Source organism: Phenylobacterium sp. (assembly GCF_046291545.1).
Taxonomy (GTDB): domain Bacteria; phylum Pseudomonadota; class Alphaproteobacteria; order Caulobacterales; family Caulobacteraceae; genus Phenylobacterium.
In genome coordinates this window covers 786505-803554 of sequence record NZ_JBKBSM010000001.1, presented here as the reverse complement: position 1 = coordinate 803554, position 17050 = coordinate 786505, and the positions used below count along the sequence as shown (strand labels likewise).

The window sequence follows — 17050 nt, the reverse complement described above, 5'->3', positions numbered from 1 at the left end:
CATGCGCGCCGTCCGCATCACCCGCACCGGCGGTCCTGACGTGCTGGACCTGGTGGACGCGCCCATCCCCAGCCCCGGTCCCGGCCAGGTGCTGGTTCGGCACGCCGCCATCGGGGTCAATTTCATCGACACCTACCACCGCTCCGGCCTCTATCCGGTGAAGCTGCCGTCGGGCCTCGGCATGGAGGCGGCCGGAACGGTGGAGGCCATAGGCGAGGGGGTCGATCGCTTCGCTCCCGGGGACCAGGTGGTCTACGCCTCGGGGCCGATCGGCGCCTACGCCGAATACAACGCCGTGCCGGCGGACAGGGCGGTGAAGATCCCCCCGGGCGTGACCCCGGACCTGGCGGCGGCCGCCCTGTTGAAGGGAATGACCGCCGAGTTCCTGTTGCGGCGATGCTACCCGCTCCAGCCCGGTGAAACCGTGCTGGTCCACGCCGCAGCCGGCGGCGTCGGACAGATCCTGGTCCAGTGGGCCAAGGCGATCGGCGCGGTGGTGATCGCCACCGCCGGCGGAGCCGACAAGCTGGCGCGAGTCAAGGCGCTGGGGGCCGACCACCTGATTGACTACCGCGAGCAGGACGTGGCCGCCGAGGTGCGGCGGATCACCAGCGGCGCGGGGGTGCCGGTAGCCTATGACTCGGTGGGCGCGGCGACCTTCGAGGGCACGCTGGGAAGCCTGACGCGACGGGGCCTGTTCGTCAGCTTCGGCAACGCCTCAGGACCTGCGCCGCCGGTGGAGCCGGGCAGGCTGTCGCGCATGGGGTCGCTCTACTTCACGCGCCCGACGCTGTTCGACTACGTAGCGACGACGGCGGAACTGGACGCGAGCGCCGCGGCCCTGTTCGAGGTGATCGCCTCGGACGCCGTGCGGGTGGAGATCGGCCAGACCTTCCCGCTCGGCGAGGTGCGGCGGGCGCACGAGGCGCTGGAATCACGCGCGACGGTCGGAGCCAGCCTGCTGATCCCCTGACAGCCAGGGTGTTTCACGTGAAACGGACGAACCCCTCCCCCTGCACGGGAGAGGGGGAACCGTTCCCTGCCTCCGCCGGCTCCGCCCGGCCCGTCGGCGCCTGCGGAACCTAACGGGAACAGCGCCGGTCAGGTGTTCATCGACTGGAAGAAGTCGTCGTTGTTCTTCGACTGGCGCAGCTTGTCGAGGAGGAATTCGATCGCGTCCTGAGCGCCCATCGGGCTGAGGATCCGGCGCAGGATGTAGGTCTTCTGCAGCTGGTCCTTCGGCGTGATCAGCTCGTCCTTGCGGGTGCCGGACTTGAGCACGTCGATGGCCGGGAAGATGCGCTTGTCGGCGACCTTGCGGTCCAGGACGATTTCCGAGTTACCGGTGCCCTTGAACTCTTCGAAGATGACTTCATCCATCCGGCTGCCGGTGTCGATCAGGGCCGTGGCGATGATGGTGAGGGACCCGCCCTCTTCCACGTTACGCGCGGCGCCGAAGAAGCGCTTGGGCCGCTGCAGGGCGTTGGCGTCGACGCCGCCGGTCAGCACCTTGCCCGAGGACGGCACCACGGTGTTGTACGCGCGGCCGAGGCGGGTGATCGAGTCCAGCAGAATGATCACGTCGTGCTTGTGTTCGACGAGGCGCTTGGCCTTTTCGATCACCATTTCGGCCACCTGGACGTGGCGGGTGGCCGGCTCGTCGAAGGTGGAGCTGATCACCTCGCCGCGCACCGTGCGCTGCATGTCGGTGACTTCCTCGGGCCGCTCGTCGATGAGCAGCACGATCAGGTAGCACTCCGGGTGGTTGGCCGCGATCGACTTGGCGATGTTCTGCAGCATCACCGTCTTACCCACGCGCGGCGGCGCGACGATCAGGCAGCGCTGGCCCTTGCCGAGCGGCGCGACGATGTCGATCACCCGGCCGGAACGGTCCTTCAGAGTCGGGTCGTCGATCTCCATCCGCAGCCGCTCATCCGGATAGAGCGGCGTCAGGTTGTCGAAGTGGACCTTGTGCCGCACGTTCTCGGGCGGCTCGAAGTTGATCTGGTCGACCTTGACCAGGGCGAAATAGCGCTCCCCCTCCCGCGGCGCACGGATCGCGCCTTCCACCGAATCGCCGGTGCGCAGACCGAACTTCCGGATCTGCGAGGGGCTGACGTAGATGTCGTCCGGCCCGGGAAGATAGTTGGCCTCGGGGCTGCGCAGGAAACCGAAGCCGTCCTGCACGACCTCCATGGTCCCCGAGCCGGAGATCTCCACGCCTTCGTCGGCGAGGGTCTTCAGGATCGCGAACATCATGTCCTGCTTGCGCATGGAGTTCGCGTTCTCGATCTCCAGCGTCTCGGCGAAGGACAGAAGGTCCGACGGCGATTTGTCCTTCAGTTCCTGAAGGGACATGCGCGTCAGGCCCATGGCGGCGATGGCTGCGGCGACCTCGGAGCCTTCGTCGGAGCCTTCGCCGTCCACCCCTTCGGCGGCCTCGTTGGCCAGTTCGGCGTCTTCGGCCGGGGTGTCGGCGATCTCGGTGTGGGTTTCGTCTTGCATGGGATTGCTCTTGGAATGAGCCGCCGCGCCCGCCAGGACCGGATGGTCTTCGGGCGTGGGGCCGGATCGATATGAGCCGCCGCGAGGGGCGGGAATGAGTGCTCGGGGGCCGGGCCGCAGCAGCGCAGGTCGCGCGCGGCGCCGGTGAGAAGGCGGGGCGCGCCGCGGGATCACCGCGACGCGTCGCTCACGGGAACCACAGGAACGGGGGCGGGTCAAGCGGAGCCGGACGGCCTTCCGGCTCAGGCCTCTCCCGACTGCGGCGAACTCCGCTAGAATGTGAACTCAGTGGTGACGGCGATGACCATGGCGATCGCGGCCAGGAACGGCAGTTCGTTGGTCATCAGCCAGAAGCGGCGGGTGCGCAGGTTCCGCCCGGCGGCGAATGCCTTGAGCGACCTGCCTAGGAATTGGTGCCAGCCGGTGATGAATACAACCCCGGTCAGCTTGGTGATCATCCACGGGGTGGCCAGGAAGTCCCAGCCGCGGCCGACGGCGTCGGTGTGGATGAGGGCCAGGCCGAACACCCAGGTGGCGATCATCGCAGGACGCATGATGATGCCGTAGAGCTTGCGCTCCATGGTCTGGAAGGTCTTGTCCATCTCCGATCCGACCGCGACCTCGGAGTGGTAGGCGAACAGCCTTGGCAGATAGAGGACGCCGGCCATCCAGGCGATGACCGAAAGGATGTGCAGCCCGCGCAACAGATCGTAGTTCATGCCGCTTTTCCTCCCGCGTCGGCCTGGGCGCCGCATTGCCCAAGGCCGTCCGGACAGCGCCAGGCGCCGCAAGGCGCCGATCCGCCCGGCCGGCCCAGCGCGCTGGCCACGGCCCGCGTCAAGGCCTCGACGAACGCCGGCTCCACCCCCAGGGCCGGCGCCCGCAGATAAGGCGCGCAACCCGACTCCGCCGCCAGATGGGCATACTCATGATCGAGCTCCACCAGGGTCTCGACGTGTTCGGACACGAAGGCGATCGGCGCAATCAGCACGCCCTTGCCTTCGGCGCCCGCGCGGCGGACCTCTTCGTCCGTGGACGGGCCAAGCCATTGGAGCGGCCCGACACGGCTCTGATAGCAGACCCGCCAGTCCCAATCGCCGGACAGGCGCTCGACGACCGCTCGGGCCGTAGCCTCGATCTGGACCTGGTAGGGATCGCCAGCATCCACCACCTTCTGCGGCAGGCCGTGGGCCGAGAACAGCAGGCGCAAGCCATCCGGTCGGCCGGCCGCCTCCCACGCCGCCTCGATCTTGCGGGCGTGCGCTTCGAGCAGGCCCTCGGCGGTCGGATAGCAGCAGACCGCGCGGGTGCGGCCGGGGCCCTTGTAGACGCGCGCCCAATCCTTCAGCGATGAGGCCGTGGTCGTGGTCGAATACTGGGGATAGAGCGGCAGAAGGACGATCTCGTCAGGCGCGAACGCCGACACCTGAGCCGCCGTCTCTCGCGCCAGCGGCTTCCAGTAGCGCATGGCGATGAAGACTCGGATCTCCAGATCCGGCCGGGCCGAGGCCAGCGCCGCCTGCAGGGCCTCGGCCTGGGCCTCGGTCTCCGGCAGCAGCGGGGATCGGCCGCCCATGATCTCGTAGTTGGCCTGAGCGGTCTTCTCCCGCGTGGTGGAGATCAGCGCCGCCAGCGGATACCGCACCAGCGCCGGCGCGCCGATGATAGCCGGATCACGGAAGAGGTTGAACAGGAACGGCCGTACGGCCGAAAGGCTGTCGGGGCCGCCGAGGTTGAACAGGACGACGGCGAGGCGCGGGCGCTCAGCCACGGGTGATGCGCTCCACCACGCGAGCGATGTGTTCGATGGGGGTGTCGGGCAGGATGCCGTGGCCCAGGTTGAAGATGTAGGGCCCCTGCCCCCAGGCTTCCAGGTAGGCCTCGACCCGGGCGTCGAGCGCCGGGCCCCCGGCACGCAGGAGCAGGTTGTCGAGCGCCCCTTGGATCGTCTTGCCCTGCGCCTGCAGGCGGCGGCCGAGGGCGAACGGCGCCTGGGTGTCCAGCGCCACGCCTTCCACCGGAACCTGGGCGGCGTAGGTCTCCACCAGGGCGCCGGCGCCGCGGGGGAAGCCGATGAAGGGCGCCGTGACGCCGGCGCCGCGGACTTTCTCCACGATCGCCTTGTGCGGGCCGACCACGATGCGCTCGAAAACGTCCTCGGCCAGGCCCTCGGCCCAGGACTCGAAGATCTTCAGGGCCTGGGCCCCGGCCTTCGCCTGCATGACGAGGTAGCGGGCGGTGGAGTCCACCAGGACCTCGAGCAGACGGTCCAGGGTCTGCGGATGCTGATAGGCGAAGGTGCGCGCTGCGGAACGATCGCTGCCGCGGCCCTCTATCATGTAGGTGGCGACCGTCCAAGGGCCCCCGGCGAAGCCGATCAGGGCGCGCTCAGGTTCGAGTTGGCCCCGCACGAGCGACAGGGTCTCGCCAATAGCGGCGAGCCGGGCGGTCGAAGCCTCGACCTGCGCGGCCAGAGTTTCGACCGGCGGCAGTTCGCCCAGCCGGGGCCCCTCCCCGGCCTCGAACCAGACGTCCTGGCCGAGGGCGCGGGGAATCAGCAGGATGTCGGCGAAGACGATGGCCGCATCGAACGGAAACCGCCGCATCGGCTGAAGCGTGGCCTCGGCGGCCATCTGCGGATCATGGCAGAAGGCGATGAAGTCCTTGGCGCGCGTGCGCAGCTCCCGGTACTCGGGCAGCGAGCGGCCGGCCTGGCGCATGAACCAGACGGGCGGACGGGGAAGGGTTTCGCCGGCGAGGGCGCGCAGGAGGAGCGGAACGGGCGCTTGCGTCATGACCCTCGCCTTAAATCGGGTTCGCTCGCCCGGCTCAAGCGCCGAGGCGCGCCTTGTCCCTCCAACATCCTTTCAAATCGAAAATATCTGAACAGAGGTAGGGGTGGTTGGGCTGGCCGCATGCGGGGATATCGCCGCTCCGACCCGGCTCGCCCCGCCCTTGTCCCGAAGATGTTCACACTTCCTTAACCCTTGGGGCCGCGCGGCTGTGGATTGCGGGGAAGAGTTCCAAGCTGCTGTTCGGCCTTAAGGTTTTGTTAACCCGCGGTCGAACGGGCGAAGGCGCCGGTCACACCCGGCCCTACCGGGGTGGACGGACACGCTCAAGGCCGTTCAAGCCCGGAACGGGTCGTGGACGGACGCGCCGCGAACCTGTCCATTCGTCCCCGCTGCTCCCCAGCCGCCGCCGCCGGCGCGCCACGCCTGGGGGCTATCCCCTTCGGCGTCCGCCTTCGCTAAAGAGGTTGTCGACTCTTTCGTCCCCAGACTTTTTCCACTCCGAACGGACCGCAGGCGCCAGCCCCTTCATGACCCCCCCGCACTTTGCGACCTACTTCCACGTCCACCTGGTGTCGGATTCCACCGGCGAGACCCTGAACGCCATGGCGCGGGCGGTGTGCGCCCGTTTCGAGAACGTGCTGCCGATCGAGCACATCTACGCCCTGGTCCGCTCGCAGCGGCAGCTTGACCGCGCGCTGGCCGACATCGAGGAGGCGCCGGGGATCGTGATCCACACGATCGTCGACGCAGGACTGCGGCAGGCGCTCGAGGAAGGCTGCCGACGACTGGACATGACCTGCATCCCGGCCCTGGACCCGCTGGTCTCGGCCCTGTCGCGCTACCTGGGGGCGCCGCTGACCAGCCGCGTCGGCGTGCAGCACGCCCTCGACAACGACTATTTCAACCGAATGGACGCGCTGAACTACGCCATCGGCCATGACGACGGCCAGGGCGGCCAGGACCTGGACTCCGCCGAAGTGGTTCTGGTGGGCGTATCGAGGACCTCGAAAACCCCGACCTGCATCTATCTGGCCCACCGGGGCGTCAGGGCCGCCAATGTGCCGATCGTCCCGGGCCGGCCGCTGCCCGAGCGCCTGTTCGAGCTGAGAAACGCCCTGATCGTCGGGCTGACCGTCGCGCCGGACCGCCTGATCCAGATCCGCCGCAATCGGCTGCTCAGCCTGAAGGAGAACCGGGAGTCCAGCTACATCGACGCCGACGCGGTGCGCGACGAGGTCGTGCATGCCCGCCGGCTCTATGAGCGGCACGGCTGGCCGGTGATCGACGTCACCCGCCGGTCGGTGGAAGAGACCGCCGCGGCCGTGCTGAACCTGCTGCACGGCGGCCACGGCCAGGTGGAGATCCTGGGATGACCAAGGTGATCCTCGCGTCCAAGAGCGCGGCGCGCCGCCAGCTGCTCGCCGGCGCCGGCGTGCCGCACGAGGCGGCGGTCGCCGGCGTCGATGAGGAAGCGGTCAAGCAGAGCCTGCTCGCCGTAGGCGCCGACCCGCGGCGGATCGCCGAAGCCCTGGCCGAGCTGAAGGCCGTGAAAGTGTCCAGGGGCGTCGACGCCCTGGTGATCGGCGCCGACCAGACCCTTGAGTTCGAGGGTGGGCTCTACGACAAGGTCGGGGACCTGAAGGCGGCTCGAGAGCGCCTGGCGGCGCTGCGCGGCAAGCGCCACATGCTGCATTCGGCGGTGGTCGTCGCCAAGGACGGCGCGCCGATCTGGCGGGAGATCGTCACCGCGACCTTGGCCATGCGGCCGTTCAGCGACGAGTTCCTCGACCACTATCTGGAGGTTGAGGGGGAGGCGGCCCTCGGCTCTGTGGGCTGCTACCGGCTGGAGGGCCCGGGCGCTCAGCTGTTCTCCAGGATTGAAGGGGATTACTTCGCCATACTGGGCCTGCCGCTGCTCGGCCTTCTGGACCTGCTGCGCCGCCACGGGGTGCTGATCGCATGAACACCATCACCGGAAAGGCCGTCGTCGCCGGCGTAGTCGGCGCGCCGGTGCGTCATTCCCTCAGCCCGGTGCTGCACAACGCCTGGATCGCCGAGGCGGGGCTGGACGCGGCCTACGTGCCGTTCGCCCCGCCGTCAGACGGTTTCGCCCGGCTGGTGCACGGCCTGCGCGGCGGCGTAATCCGCGGGCTCAACGTCACCCTGCCCTTCAAGGAAGAAGCCCTGGCCCTCGCCGACGAGGCCAGCCCACGTGCGGCGGCGGCCGCGGCGGCCAACCTGCTGGTGTTCCGCGAGGACGGGTCGGTGTTCGCCGACAACACCGACGGCCTTGGGTTGCTGGCAGCCTTCGCCGCCCAGGCGCCCGGGTTCTCGCCCACGGCGGCTCCGGTGGTGATCTTGGGCGCCGGGGGCGCGGCGCGCGGCGCGGCCGCAGCGTTCGTGGAGGCCGGCGCGCAGGTTCGGATCGTCAACCGGACGCTGGCGCGGGCCGAAGCCATCGCGGACGCCCTGGGCCGTGTCAGCGCCTTTCCCCTGAGCCGCGCCGGCGACGCCTTCGCCGGCGCCGGGGCGATCGTCAATGCGACCTCCGCCGGCCTCGCCGACGAGGCCGGCCTGGACCTGCCCCTCGAGGCCTCGCCGCAGGGGTGCGTGGTGATGGACATGGTCTACAAGCCGCTCAAGACGCCATTGCTGGTCAACGCCGAAGCCTCGGGCCGACGCGTCGTCGACGGGCTGGAAATGCTGATCGGCCAGGCTGCGCCCTCATTCGAGGCCTTCTTCGGCCGCCCGCCGCCCGCGAACGTGGACGTGCGCGCCCTGGCCCTGGCCGCCCTGGAGCAGAAATCATGATCATCCTTGGCCTGACCGGCTCCATCGGCATGGGCAAATCGACGACGGCGGCGATGTTCGCCGAGGCGGGGGCGCCGGTCTATGACGCGGACGCCGAGGTGCACCGCCTATACGCCCCTGGCGGGGCCGCCGTGGCGCCGATCGAGGCGGCCTTCCCCGGCGTCGTCAAGGACGGTGCGGTGGACCGCGCAGCGCTCGGGGCGCGGGTGCTGGGCGACGCCGAGGCGATGAAGAAGCTGGAGTCGATCGTCCATCCGCTGGTGGGGGCGAGCCGCGTTGGCTTCTTCGAGGCCGCCGCGGCCAAGGGCGCGGACATCGTGGTGCTGGACATTCCCCTCCTGTTTGAGACCGGCGGCCAGAAAAACGTGGATGCGGTGGTGGTGGTCAGCGCCCCGGCCGACGTCCAGCGCGCGCGGGTGCTCGATCGGCCGGGCATGACGGTCGAGAAGTTCGAGGCGATCCTCGCAAAGCAGACGCCTGACGCCGAAAAGCGCGCTCGCGCCGACTTCGTGATCGACACCGGCCAGGGGCTTGAGGTGGCCCGGGCCCAGGTGGCCCAGGTGATCGCCGCCATGCGCGACCCCGCGCGCCGGCCGAAGCGGGCCGACGCCTAGGAGAGCCGCGCTGATCGGCCCGGTTGAACCCAGGCTCGAAGCGGGCCAAAACGTCGTCGATGGCGCGAGAGATCATCCTCGACACCGAGACGACGGGCTTCGAGCCGCACCTCGGCCACCGGCTGGTCGAAATCGGCTGCCTGGAGATCGAGGACTTCATCCCGACCGGGCGCCACTTCCACGTCTATATCGACCCTGAGCGGGACATGCCGCCCGAAGCCGAGAAGGTGCACGGGCTGTCGTCCGCGTTCCTGAAAGGCAAGCCGCGGTTCGCCGACCCCGAGGTGGTGGACGCATTTCTAGACTTCGTGGGCGATGCGCCGCTGGTGGCGCACAACGCCGCCTTCGACCGCAGCTTCGTCAACCACGAACTCGGCGTGGTGAAGCGCCAGCTCCTGCACGAGACGCGCTGGGTCGACACCCTGGAACTGGCGCGCCACCGGTTTCCGGGGATGCACAACTCGCTCGACGCGCTGTGCCGGCGCTTCAAGATTTCCCTTTCGGAGCGGGAAAAGCACGGCGCCCTGATCGATGCGCGCCTGCTGGCCGCCGTGTATCTGGAGCTGAAGGGCGGCCGTGAGCGCCGGCTGGAGCTGACCACCACGACGGCGGTGCAGGCGGTTTCCGTGGCTCGCCAAGCGAGCTACGGGGCTCGCCCGCGCCCCCTGCCCCTGCGTTCGACAGACGCCGAGCGCGCCGTGCACGAAGCCTTCATCCGCGACGTGGTGAAGGACGACACCCTCTGGAAGAAGCACGGGCTCTAGCCGTCCGCGCCCGCAAGGCCGGCGTCAGAGGCTGGCGCAGGTGGAGAGATTGACGGGCGGCGTGTCCTGCCGCGTCCAGCCCTGCCCGGTCTTGACGAATTCGGCGAAGGCCGAGGCCGGATGGTATTCCGAGCGGGCCGGGTCCCAGGCCTCGAAGGTCATGGCCGAGACCACCTTGGCGTCCACGCCGCTCTCGCCGGCGGCGATCTCCCGTTCACCCTTGCAGGCGACCTCGAAGGCGCGGCAGGCCTTGTCCTTGGGCGCGGCGGCGCAGTCGGCCCGCGCCTTCAGGATGTCTTCGCGCCAGGCGCTGATCTCGCCGTCCAGGCCCGCGAACTTGTCCTGCGCGGAGCCGCCAGACGGGGTCGGGCCGCTGCAGGCCGCCAGCGAGAAGATGGCCAAGGCCGCCAGGGCCGCGCGTTCGATCATGCCGTTGCTCCGATGTGGGCGAAGGCCGGGTGATGCCACGGCGATGCGGCGATCGCGTGACGGCGCCCGACCCCGGCCCGCCATATTCGAGCTTTCGCGAACAGGGACGACGGACAGAGGCGCAGGCAAGCGCGGCTGTAGACAAGATTTCGCGGGTCGGCTGTGGTGTCGGTGGGAGAGCGGCGTGCGCTACAGTCTGGTCCACATCAACAATCAGCCCTTCCTGCGCGAGCCGCGCCGTGAGCTCCTGCGGGCTGCGGCCGCCGACGGGGCGCAGGTCACGCACATCGCCTGCCGTGACGGCGAGGTGACGGTGACCGATCTCGCGAGCGGCGATGGGCGGGTCGTCTCCATTCCGCAGCTTCGGGCCTTGGCGCGAGGCCTGTGCGGGGAGCGCACGCTGGTGCTGACCGGCCTCGGCGGCGCGCGATCGGAACTGGCCTGGCGGGCGACGGCCTGCTTCCCCCGGACGACCCGGGTGTACGACGTCTATGACGAGCTGAGCTACGGCGCGCGGGGCTACTCGTATCTGAAGTTCATGGTCCGCGACGGGATCTGGCGGGCGCTGTGTCCCCGGGCCATGGTCATGGTCGACGGCATGATGCGGATCTACCCGGGCGCCTGGAAGGTGGAGAACGCCTCGCACCTGGAGCCGACGCCGCGGCCGGGCGGGACCCCGCCGGCCGTCTACATCGGCTCGATCGACGAACGGGTGGACTTCGACCTTCTGGCGGCGCTGGGCGAGCGCACCGACATCGACATCTGGGGGGCGGTGCACGAACGGGCGCCGTGGGCGCACGCGGTGCTGGAGAGGTTGGTCGCGAGCCGGCCCCGGGTGCGCTTTCTTGGGGGCTACCGCAACGAGGCGCTCGGCGAGATCCTGTCACGGTATGAGGTGGGCCTGGTGCCCTACCATCTGAACGAGCGGATGACCCGCCACGTGGCCCTCGACAAGCTCTACCACTACCTCAACGCCGGCGTGGGCGTGGTCACCACCCCCCTGCCCCATGCGGTTCGACTAAAGGACTATGTGGGCCTGCTGAACGGCGCCGGCGGCTATGAGGCCGCGGCGGCCGAGGCCCTGGCGCGGCGCGCCGGCTGGCGGGCGGACGAGCACCATTGGCGCGCGCGCTGGGCGCACATCAAGACCCTGATCGGCTGAAGCCCCCTTCCAAGGCATGCGGGTTGCAGGGGCGAGCGAACGACCGTTCCGGCCGCGCCGGTCCGGGACAGAGGTTGAACCCGCGGGCGCCGTCGCAGCGCCCCAGCCCGGAGGCGCCATGGTCGCCGAGAGCCTGATGACACCTGCCGCCGTGGCGGCGGGGCGGCGCGCCGAGCCGCCGGCCGAACTGCAGGGCGTGCAGGTGCTGCGCGGAGCGGCGGCCGTCGCGGTGCTCGTCCACCATGCGCTGGAGGAGCTGTCCGGCGCGGGGATGCCGGACTTCGTAGTGCGCGCCGGCGCAGCCGGGGTCGACCTGTTCTTCGTGATCAGCGGCTTCATCATGCTCTACACGGCTGGACGCAGCTTCGGCGCGCCAGGCGCGGCCGGCGATTTCCTGGTGCGCCGGCTGATCCGGATCGGGCCGCTCTACTGGCTGTGCACCGCCTTCATCATCGCCGCCCACCTGAGCGGCGTCGCCTACCAGAACCGAGAGGTGACCCTCGCCGGTGCGACGGCTTCGCTGCTGTTCTGGCCGACCGACGGCCTGATCCTGAACGTCGGCTGGACGCTGGTGTTCGAGATGTACTTCTACGTTCTCTTCGCCCTTTGTCTTTGGCTTGGGCGTTCGGCCACGGCGGCCTGGGGCGTTCCCATGCTCATCGTGGCGGCGATCGGCCTCGGCCATTTGCTGCCCGACGGCCCAGTGCGCGATCACCTGACCAACCGCATCGCCCTGGAGTTCGCGTTCGGGATGGGTCTGGCGGCCCTGTATCGCAGCGGCCGTCTGACCGGGCGCTTCGCGCTCCCGGTCCTGGCCGTCGGCGTGGCCGGACTGGCGGCGGGCTCGGCGCTGGCGCCGCCGGACGGCACGGCGGGCCTGGCCCCGGAGTGGCGCTTCCTGGCCTGGGGCGCGCCGGCGGCCCTCGTGGTCTACGCCGCCCTGTTCACCGGGGAGATTCGCTCGCGCCTGGGCCGCTGGTGGCTGGCGCTGGGGGATGCGTCCTATTCGCTGTACCTGACGCACGCCATTGTGATGACCACCTTCGCCAGGGCGTTGAAGGTTCCAGCCGTGGCCGCGCTGCCGACGGTCCTGCTGTTCGCCGCCGCGGTGGCCGCCGCCCTGGCGACGGCCTGGATCACCTATCTGGCGGTGGAGCGCCCCTTGACCGAGGCGCTCAAGCGGGCCTGGGCGCGCCGGCCGCGGACCGCGGCGCCCTGAGGCCCCTGTTCGTCGCCGATCCTAGGCCTGGCCGACCGTGGCCTGGGCCCGGCGGGCGGCGTAGACGCCCGCGAAGTCGATCGGCTCCAGGAGGAACGGTGGGAAACCGCCCTCGGAGGTGACGTCGGCGATCATCCGCCGGGCGAAGGGGAAGAGGTAGCGCGGGCACTCGACCAGCAGCACCGGCTCCAGGTCCTCGGCCGGAACGCCTGTGATATGGAAGACCCCGCCGTACACCAGCTCGACGTGGAACACCGGGCCGTCTTCGCGGGCGGCGCGGGCCGACAGCTTCAGGTCGACCTCGAAATAGCCGTCCTCGCGGCCCCGCGCGTTCATCTCCACGCCCATGTCGATCTGGGGCTGCGGACCGCCGGCGCGCAGGGAATCCGGGGCGCGGGGGTTCTCGAAGGACAGGTCGCGGACGAACTGGGCGAGGATGCGGATGCCGGGGGCGGAGCCATTGTCCGCGCCGTTGCCGGAGGGGGCGGCCGCGTCGGTGTCGGTCATGAACTGCGGTTTCCGTGGTCTGGAGGCGCCGAAAAACGACGCCGGCGGTCGGAACGCGCGTCTTTACGCGTCCTTATCGACGGCCGGGCTGCTATCATGCGGCCTGAGGGGATGCAACGCCGGCCCTGACGCCGGCGTTTTCGCGTCCTATATTGACCCAACGACCTGACCTTTCGACTTCACATCGCGGAACCCCGTTGCAAGTCCTCGAGCTGATCATCTTCGCCGGCCTCGCCGCCATCGTGCTCTACCAGCTCTATTCGGTGCTGGGACGCCGGGTGGGGCGGCAACCGGAAGACACGCCCGCGGCGACCGGACGGCCGGCGCCGACCGCGCCGCTCGACCGCCCGCCCGAACTGGCCGAGGACGGGATCGCGCTGACCGGCCTGGCCGCCGTGCGCGCCGCCGACCCCTCTTTCGACATGTCGAGGTTCCTCTCCGGGGCCAAGTCGGCCTACGAGATGGTGGTGCGCGCCTTCGCCGCAGGCGACCGCGCGACGCTGAAGAACCTGCTCTCGCCGCAGGTGCTGTCGAGCTTCGAGGCGGCGATCACCCAGCGTGAGGCCGAGGGCCGCAGCGAGAAGGTGGAATTCCTGCATCCGCCGCGAGCGGATATGGAACGGGCCGACGTGGAAGGCGACGTGGCCCGCATCGTCGTGCGCTTCCTGGCCGAATTCCGCAGCCGATCCAAGGGGCCCGAGGGCGAAGCGGTGGACGACCGCCGGACCGCCGAATTGTGGACGTTCGAACGCAATCTTAAGAGCCGCGACCCCAACTGGACGCTGGTGAACGTCGACGCCGCGGAGGCCTGACTTGCGTTTGCGTTTCGGGGGGATCGTCCTTGCGGCCCTGAGCCTGGCCGCCTGTGCAACGACGCCGCCACCGCTTCCTCCTGCGGCGAGCGCCCCGGCGGCGCCGCAGCCGGCGCCGCCGGCCGCCCCGCGACCCGCCGAACTCGCCTTCCATAACCTGCCGGGCTGGACCGAGGACGACCACGCCGCGGCGTTCCGGGCTTTCCGCGCCACCTGCGGCGCCGCACGCTCCGCGCAGCTCGCCGAGGTGTGCCGCCGCGCGCGGGCGGAGGGCGAACTCGACGACCTCCATGCGCGGGCCTTCTTCGAGGCGAACTTCCGGGCCGAGCAGGTCGGCGGCGACGGCATGCTGACCGCCTATTTCGCCCCCGAGTATCCGGCCCGCTCGCGGCCCGATGGGGAGTTCTCGGCGCCGGTGCGCGCGCGGCCGTCGGATCTCGTCACCATCGACGCGGGCGTCTTCGACCCGGCCCTGGCCGGGGTCACCGGGGTGGCGTTGCAAACGGCGAACGGCGTTGCGCCGTATCCGGACCGCGCGACCATCGAGGCGCGGCCGCCGGAGAAGGCCTTGGCCTGGATGCGGCCGGAGGACCTGTTCTTCCTGCAGATCCAGGGTTCAGGGGTGCTGACCTTCGAGACCGGGGCGCGGATGAAGGCCAACTTCGCCGGGCACAACGGCCGTCCCTTCGTGGGCGTCGCCACGCCGATGCGCGACCAGGGCCTGCTGCCTCCGGACGGCACGTCGGGCGAGGCGATCCGTAGCTGGCTGGCGGCGAACCGCGGACCGCAGGCCGAGGCGATCATGCGGCTGAACCCGCGCTATGTCTTCTTCAAGCTCGCGCCCGACGATGGGGCCCAGCCGGTGGGTTCGGCCGGCGTGCCGCTGCCGCCTGGGCGCGCGATCGCGGTGGACCCCTCGCGCCACGCGATGGGCGAGATATTCTGGCTGGACGCCACCGCCCCGAGCCTGACGGGCGCTTTCCCCGCCTACCGGCGCCTGGCCGTGGCGCTGGACACCGGCGGGGCGATCAAGGGCGACGCGCGCGCAGACCTCTACCTGGGCCTGGGGCCGCAGGCGGGGGCCGAGGCCGGACGGGTGCGCCATGTCCTGAAGATGTACCGCCTGACGCCCCGCCCCGAGCCTCAGTCGTGAAGCGACCGCTGCGGCCGGAGGAGCTGAGGCTCTGGTCGGCGGTGGCGGCCACGGTCCATCCCCTCGCGGGGCGGGCGATCAAGCCGCAGGCCGAAGCGGCGCCCCCGGTTCGGCCCGCCGGGGAAGCGGCCCCATCCCCAGCCGCGCCCGCACGGTTCGAGATCTCCCCCTTCGTCGTCGGCCAGCACGCCGCTCCTTCGCGCAAGGCCGCGGCCGCAGGCGGCGGGCCGTACGACATAGAGCCGGGCCGCAAGCGCCGCATCAGCCGCGAACGGGACCCGCTGGAAGCGCGCATCGACCTGCACGGCATGACCCAGGACCACGCCCGCGCGGCGTTGTCGGTCTTTCTCCGCCACGCGCGGGACGAGGGCCATCGCGCGGTCCTGGTGATCACCGGCAAGGGCTTCAGCGGCGACGGGGTGCTGCGCCGGCGAGCGCCCGAGTGGCTGGCCGACCCCTTGCTTCGCGACGTGGTGGCGGGGGTTTCCGAAGCGCACCGCCGCCATGGGGGCGAAGGGGCGCTCTACGTGGCGCTCAAGCGCAAGCCGAAGGTCTAGCGCCAGCATGCCGCCCGCGCCTCCGCAGGACGCCGACGCCGGGGCAGCGCGGGAGCACCTGGAGCGGCTCGGCTGGCGGCTGATAGCCCGCGGCGACTGGTCCTGGGTGCTGGTCGATCCGCAAGGCGCGCGCGCCGCACGGGTGACCCCGTTCGATCCCGCCTATCTGATGCACGCGCGAGCCTGCCTTGAGGGCCGGCCCAACCGTTGGCTGCCGCGCGTGGAGGCCATATGGCCGCTGCGGCGGGACGGCTATGTCACCGTCATGGAATTGCTGAAGCCGGCGCCGGAGGCGGAAGCCGCCGCATTCTGCGCGGCGCTGGGAGTGGGTAACGACAGCGGCTACGTCCCGCGGGGCGCGGCCGCGGCGCTTGCGCCGGACGAGGACCTTCTGATCCTGCGGGACCGCGTCGAAGCGCTGATCGCGGCGGGCGCGCGGCGCTACCGGGTCTGGGGCGGTTCGGACGTGCGGCCGGGCAACGTGATGATGGACGTCCAGGGCGGGCTGAGGCTCGTGGACCCGGTGTTCCTCAGCGGACCGAAGATCGTCGAGGCGATCCAGTCCGGACGCATCGATCTGCTGGCCGACTTCTCGCACGGCCAGCTTGAGGACTTCCTCACCATTCCCGCGTTCACGCCGGGTCCGGGCGCCGAGGACCTGCGTCGCAAGCTCGCCGAGCTGTTCGGCGGCGCAGGGGCGGCCTGAGGCGCCGGACGCCTGGGATCAGGGCCGGCGGCCGGCGAAAGCGGCCTCGACGCAGGGCATGACCAGCCAGTCGATCGGCTCACCGACCGCGTCCAGCTCCTTGGCCGTGCTGGACGAGACGTGGAGGAACTGAGAGGCGCAGATGAAGTGCACCATGGGGATGGACGGGTCGATCCGCCCGGCCACGCCATGCAGGTTGAACTCGTCGGTGAAGTCGCTGGCCTCGCGCAGGCCGCGGACGATGTGGGTGGCGCCGATCCGCCGGGCGTAGCCGATCAGGCTCTGGTTGGCGTACTCGCCGACCTCGAGGGCCCCTCCGAACAGGGGCTCCCGGGCGCTGCCACGCGCTTCCGGCCAAAGTTCAGCGATGGATTCGGCGATCAGCCGCTGGCTCTGCTCCACGTCGAAGGTTCGCGTCTTGCGCGGGTTCGTGCCGATGGCGACGTGGACCGCGTCGAAGGTCATCAGCGCCTTGCCGATGATGTCGAGGTGCCCGCGGGTGATCGGGTCGAACGAGCCGGCGTAGAGCGCCTTGGTCGTGGCGGCCTTCAGCATGCGAGCCCTCCGCCCTCAGCGCAGCCGATGTTTCCGCAGCCCGGGCGCTGGCGCAAGGCCCCGCGGCGCCGACGGCGGGCGAAGCGACCGGCCGATCAGAGCGAGCGCTGGCGCCAGGCCTTTTCCTCGATTCCGGAACGGCCCTCGCGGGATTCCAGCCAGGCTGCGACGTCGTCGAGGCTGACGCCGGCGTGGGCCAGGAGCACCAGCCAGTGATAGATCAGGTCCGCGCTCTCGGAGGCCAGCCCGTCCTTGTCCTTCATCGACGCCGCGATCACCGTCTCGACGGCTTCTTCGCCCAGCTTCTTGGCGGCGCGGTCGATCCCTTCGGACAGGAGCTTGGCGGTGTAGGACTCCGACGGGTCGGCGCCCTTGCGGCTCTCGATCGTCGCGGCGAGGCGTTCGAGGACGTCGGCGAAGCGGCTCATGCTGCGATCCTCCAGAAGACCTCGTCCTGGATA

20 protein-coding genes are annotated in these 17050 nt (G+C 70.3%); 12 read left to right on the top strand and 8 right to left on the bottom strand.

Going from position 1 to position 17050, the window contains the following annotated elements; genetic code table 11:
• The first annotated feature begins 1 nt into the window (after position 1).
• Positions 2–973: a quinone oxidoreductase family protein gene (locus tag ACK4YQ_RS04050; RefSeq protein WP_409608530.1), complete on the top strand. Its 972-nt coding sequence runs from the start codon at positions 2–4 to the stop codon at positions 971–973.
• A 128-nt stretch (positions 974–1101) separates the two neighbouring features.
• On the opposite strand, the gene rho is transcribed toward ACK4YQ_RS04050, so the two are convergent.
• From rho to hemE, 4 genes are all read right to left on the bottom strand, one after another.
• Complete coding sequence (gene rho / locus ACK4YQ_RS04045) at positions 1102–2505, bottom strand: transcription termination factor Rho (RefSeq protein ID WP_409608529.1); 1404 nt, start codon at positions 2503–2505, stop codon at positions 1102–1104.
• A gap of 272 nt (positions 2506–2777) precedes the next feature.
• Positions 2778–3224 carry a CopD family protein gene (locus tag ACK4YQ_RS04040; protein WP_409608527.1) on the bottom strand — a complete coding sequence of 149 codons (447 nt, stop codon included), beginning with the start codon at positions 3222–3224 and terminating at the stop codon, positions 2778–2780.
• Positions 3221–4276, bottom strand: coding sequence for a ferrochelatase (gene hemH / locus ACK4YQ_RS04035; RefSeq protein WP_409608525.1), 1056 nt, complete (start codon positions 4274–4276; stop codon positions 3221–3223). The genes ACK4YQ_RS04040 and hemH overlap by 4 nt, the downstream gene beginning before the upstream one ends.
• Positions 4269–5300 carry a uroporphyrinogen decarboxylase gene (gene hemE / locus ACK4YQ_RS04030; RefSeq protein ID WP_409608523.1) on the bottom strand — a complete coding sequence of 344 codons (1032 nt, stop codon included), beginning with the start codon at positions 5298–5300 and terminating at the stop codon, positions 4269–4271. Before hemE ends, hemH begins: the two co-directional genes overlap by 8 nt.
• Before the next feature lie 527 nt (positions 5301–5827).
• Here hemE and ACK4YQ_RS04025 point away from each other — a divergent pair.
• Genes ACK4YQ_RS04025 through dnaQ form a run of 5 tightly spaced genes read left to right on the top strand, consistent with a single transcriptional unit; the run spans position 5828 to position 9489 of the window.
• Entirely contained in the window at positions 5828–6673 is an 846-nt protein-coding gene (locus tag ACK4YQ_RS04025; protein WP_409608521.1) for a pyruvate, water dikinase regulatory protein, read from the top strand.
• Positions 6670–7263, top strand: a complete 594-nt coding sequence (locus tag ACK4YQ_RS04020) for a Maf family protein (protein ID WP_409608519.1) — start codon at positions 6670–6672, stop codon at positions 7261–7263. The genes ACK4YQ_RS04025 and ACK4YQ_RS04020 overlap by 4 nt, the downstream gene beginning before the upstream one ends.
• Positions 7260–8111 (top strand): shikimate dehydrogenase, encoded by an 852-nt coding sequence (aroE, locus tag ACK4YQ_RS04015; protein WP_409608517.1) that lies wholly within the window; start codon positions 7260–7262, stop codon positions 8109–8111. Before ACK4YQ_RS04020 ends, aroE begins: the two co-directional genes overlap by 4 nt.
• A complete protein-coding gene (gene coaE, locus ACK4YQ_RS04010) occupies positions 8108–8725 on the top strand; it encodes a dephospho-CoA kinase (RefSeq protein WP_409608515.1) in 618 nt (205 codons plus the stop codon). The genes aroE and coaE overlap by 4 nt, the downstream gene beginning before the upstream one ends.
• A gap of 59 nt (positions 8726–8784) precedes the next feature.
• Complete coding sequence (gene dnaQ, locus ACK4YQ_RS04005; RefSeq protein WP_409608513.1) at positions 8785–9489, top strand: DNA polymerase III subunit epsilon; 705 nt, start codon at positions 8785–8787, stop codon at positions 9487–9489.
• Positions 9490–9513: 24 nt separating this feature from the next.
• On the opposite strand, the gene ACK4YQ_RS04000 is transcribed toward dnaQ, so the two are convergent.
• A complete protein-coding gene (locus ACK4YQ_RS04000) occupies positions 9514–9918 on the bottom strand; it encodes a hypothetical protein (RefSeq protein ID WP_409608511.1) in 405 nt (134 codons plus the stop codon).
• A 184-nt stretch (positions 9919–10102) separates the two neighbouring features.
• On the opposite strand from ACK4YQ_RS04000, the gene ACK4YQ_RS03995 reads away from it, so the two are divergent.
• Together ACK4YQ_RS03995 and ACK4YQ_RS03990 are read left to right on the top strand one after the other, a co-directional pair.
• Entirely contained in the window at positions 10103–11080 is a 978-nt protein-coding gene (locus tag ACK4YQ_RS03995) for a hypothetical protein (protein WP_409608509.1), read from the top strand.
• Positions 11081–11198: 118 nt separating this feature from the next.
• The gene (locus tag ACK4YQ_RS03990; protein ID WP_409608507.1) at positions 11199–12299 is read left to right on the top strand and encodes an acyltransferase family protein; all 1101 of its coding nucleotides are present in this window, start codon (positions 11199–11201) and stop codon (positions 12297–12299) included.
• A gap of 21 nt (positions 12300–12320) precedes the next feature.
• Here the strand turns inward: ACK4YQ_RS03990 and secB are convergent, their stop codons facing one another.
• On the bottom strand, positions 12321–12806 hold the full coding sequence (gene secB / locus ACK4YQ_RS03985) for a protein-export chaperone SecB (RefSeq protein ID WP_409608505.1): 486 nt from the start codon (positions 12804–12806) through the stop codon (positions 12321–12323).
• A 197-nt stretch (positions 12807–13003) separates the two neighbouring features.
• Here secB and timA point away from each other — a divergent pair, with 197 nt between their 5' ends.
• From timA to ACK4YQ_RS03965, 4 genes are read left to right on the top strand one after another with little or no spacing between them, the layout of a single operon-like run.
• Positions 13004–13618, top strand: a complete 615-nt coding sequence (gene timA / locus ACK4YQ_RS03980) for a TIM44-related membrane protein TimA (protein WP_409608503.1) — start codon at positions 13004–13006, stop codon at positions 13616–13618.
• A 1-nt stretch (position 13619) separates the two neighbouring features.
• Complete coding sequence (locus ACK4YQ_RS03975) at positions 13620–14771, top strand: MltA domain-containing protein (protein ID WP_409608501.1); 1152 nt, start codon at positions 13620–13622, stop codon at positions 14769–14771.
• A complete protein-coding gene (locus tag ACK4YQ_RS03970) occupies positions 14768–15328 on the top strand; it encodes a Smr/MutS family protein (RefSeq protein WP_409608499.1) in 561 nt (186 codons plus the stop codon). The genes ACK4YQ_RS03975 and ACK4YQ_RS03970 overlap by 4 nt, the downstream gene beginning before the upstream one ends.
• Positions 15329–15335: 7 nt before the next feature.
• Entirely contained in the window at positions 15336–16034 is a 699-nt protein-coding gene (locus ACK4YQ_RS03965; RefSeq protein WP_409608497.1) for a hypothetical protein, read from the top strand.
• A gap of 18 nt (positions 16035–16052) precedes the next feature.
• Here ACK4YQ_RS03965 and coaD read toward each other — a convergent pair whose 3' ends face one another.
• Both coaD and ACK4YQ_RS03955 read right to left on the bottom strand, forming a co-directional pair.
• The gene (gene coaD, locus ACK4YQ_RS03960) at positions 16053–16589 is read right to left on the bottom strand and encodes a pantetheine-phosphate adenylyltransferase (RefSeq protein ID WP_409608495.1); all 537 of its coding nucleotides are present in this window, start codon (positions 16587–16589) and stop codon (positions 16053–16055) included.
• A 95-nt stretch (positions 16590–16684) separates the two neighbouring features.
• Positions 16685–17017 (bottom strand): phosphoribosyl-ATP diphosphatase, encoded by a 333-nt coding sequence (locus ACK4YQ_RS03955; RefSeq protein ID WP_409608493.1) that lies wholly within the window; start codon positions 17015–17017, stop codon positions 16685–16687.
• Positions 17018–17050: the final 33 nt, after the last annotated feature.

Bases quoted from the DNA above. Each gene is read 5' to 3' on its own strand.
- ACK4YQ_RS04050 (WP_409608530.1), top strand. From the start codon at position 2: ATGCGCGCCGTCCGCATCACCCGCACCGGCGGTCCTGACGTGCTGGAC.
- rho (WP_409608529.1), bottom strand. From the start codon at position 2,505: ATGCAAGACGAAACCCACACCGAGATCGCCGACACCCCGGCCGAAGAC.
- ACK4YQ_RS04040 (WP_409608527.1), bottom strand. From the start codon at position 3,224: ATGAACTACGATCTGTTGCGCGGGCTGCACATCCTTTCGGTCATCGCC.
- hemE (WP_409608523.1), bottom strand. From the start codon at position 5,300: ATGACGCAAGCGCCCGTTCCGCTCCTCCTGCGCGCCCTCGCCGGCGAA.
- ACK4YQ_RS04025 (WP_409608521.1), top strand. From the start codon at position 5,828: ATGACCCCCCCGCACTTTGCGACCTACTTCCACGTCCACCTGGTGTCG.
- ACK4YQ_RS04020 (WP_409608519.1), top strand. From the start codon at position 6,670: ATGACCAAGGTGATCCTCGCGTCCAAGAGCGCGGCGCGCCGCCAGCTG.
- aroE (WP_409608517.1), top strand. From the start codon at position 7,260: ATGAACACCATCACCGGAAAGGCCGTCGTCGCCGGCGTAGTCGGCGCG.
- coaE (WP_409608515.1), top strand. From the start codon at position 8,108: ATGATCATCCTTGGCCTGACCGGCTCCATCGGCATGGGCAAATCGACG.
- dnaQ (WP_409608513.1), top strand. From the start codon at position 8,785: ATGGCGCGAGAGATCATCCTCGACACCGAGACGACGGGCTTCGAGCCG.
- ACK4YQ_RS04000 (WP_409608511.1), bottom strand. From the start codon at position 9,918: ATGATCGAACGCGCGGCCCTGGCGGCCTTGGCCATCTTCTCGCTGGCG.
- ACK4YQ_RS03990 (WP_409608507.1), top strand. From the start codon at position 11,199: ATGGTCGCCGAGAGCCTGATGACACCTGCCGCCGTGGCGGCGGGGCGG.
- secB (WP_409608505.1), bottom strand. From the start codon at position 12,806: ATGACCGACACCGACGCGGCCGCCCCCTCCGGCAACGGCGCGGACAAT.
- ACK4YQ_RS03965 (WP_409608497.1), top strand. From the start codon at position 15,336: ATGCCGCCCGCGCCTCCGCAGGACGCCGACGCCGGGGCAGCGCGGGAG.
- coaD (WP_409608495.1), bottom strand. From the start codon at position 16,589: ATGCTGAAGGCCGCCACGACCAAGGCGCTCTACGCCGGCTCGTTCGAC.
- ACK4YQ_RS03955 (WP_409608493.1), bottom strand. From the start codon at position 17,017: ATGAGCCGCTTCGCCGACGTCCTCGAACGCCTCGCCGCGACGATCGAG.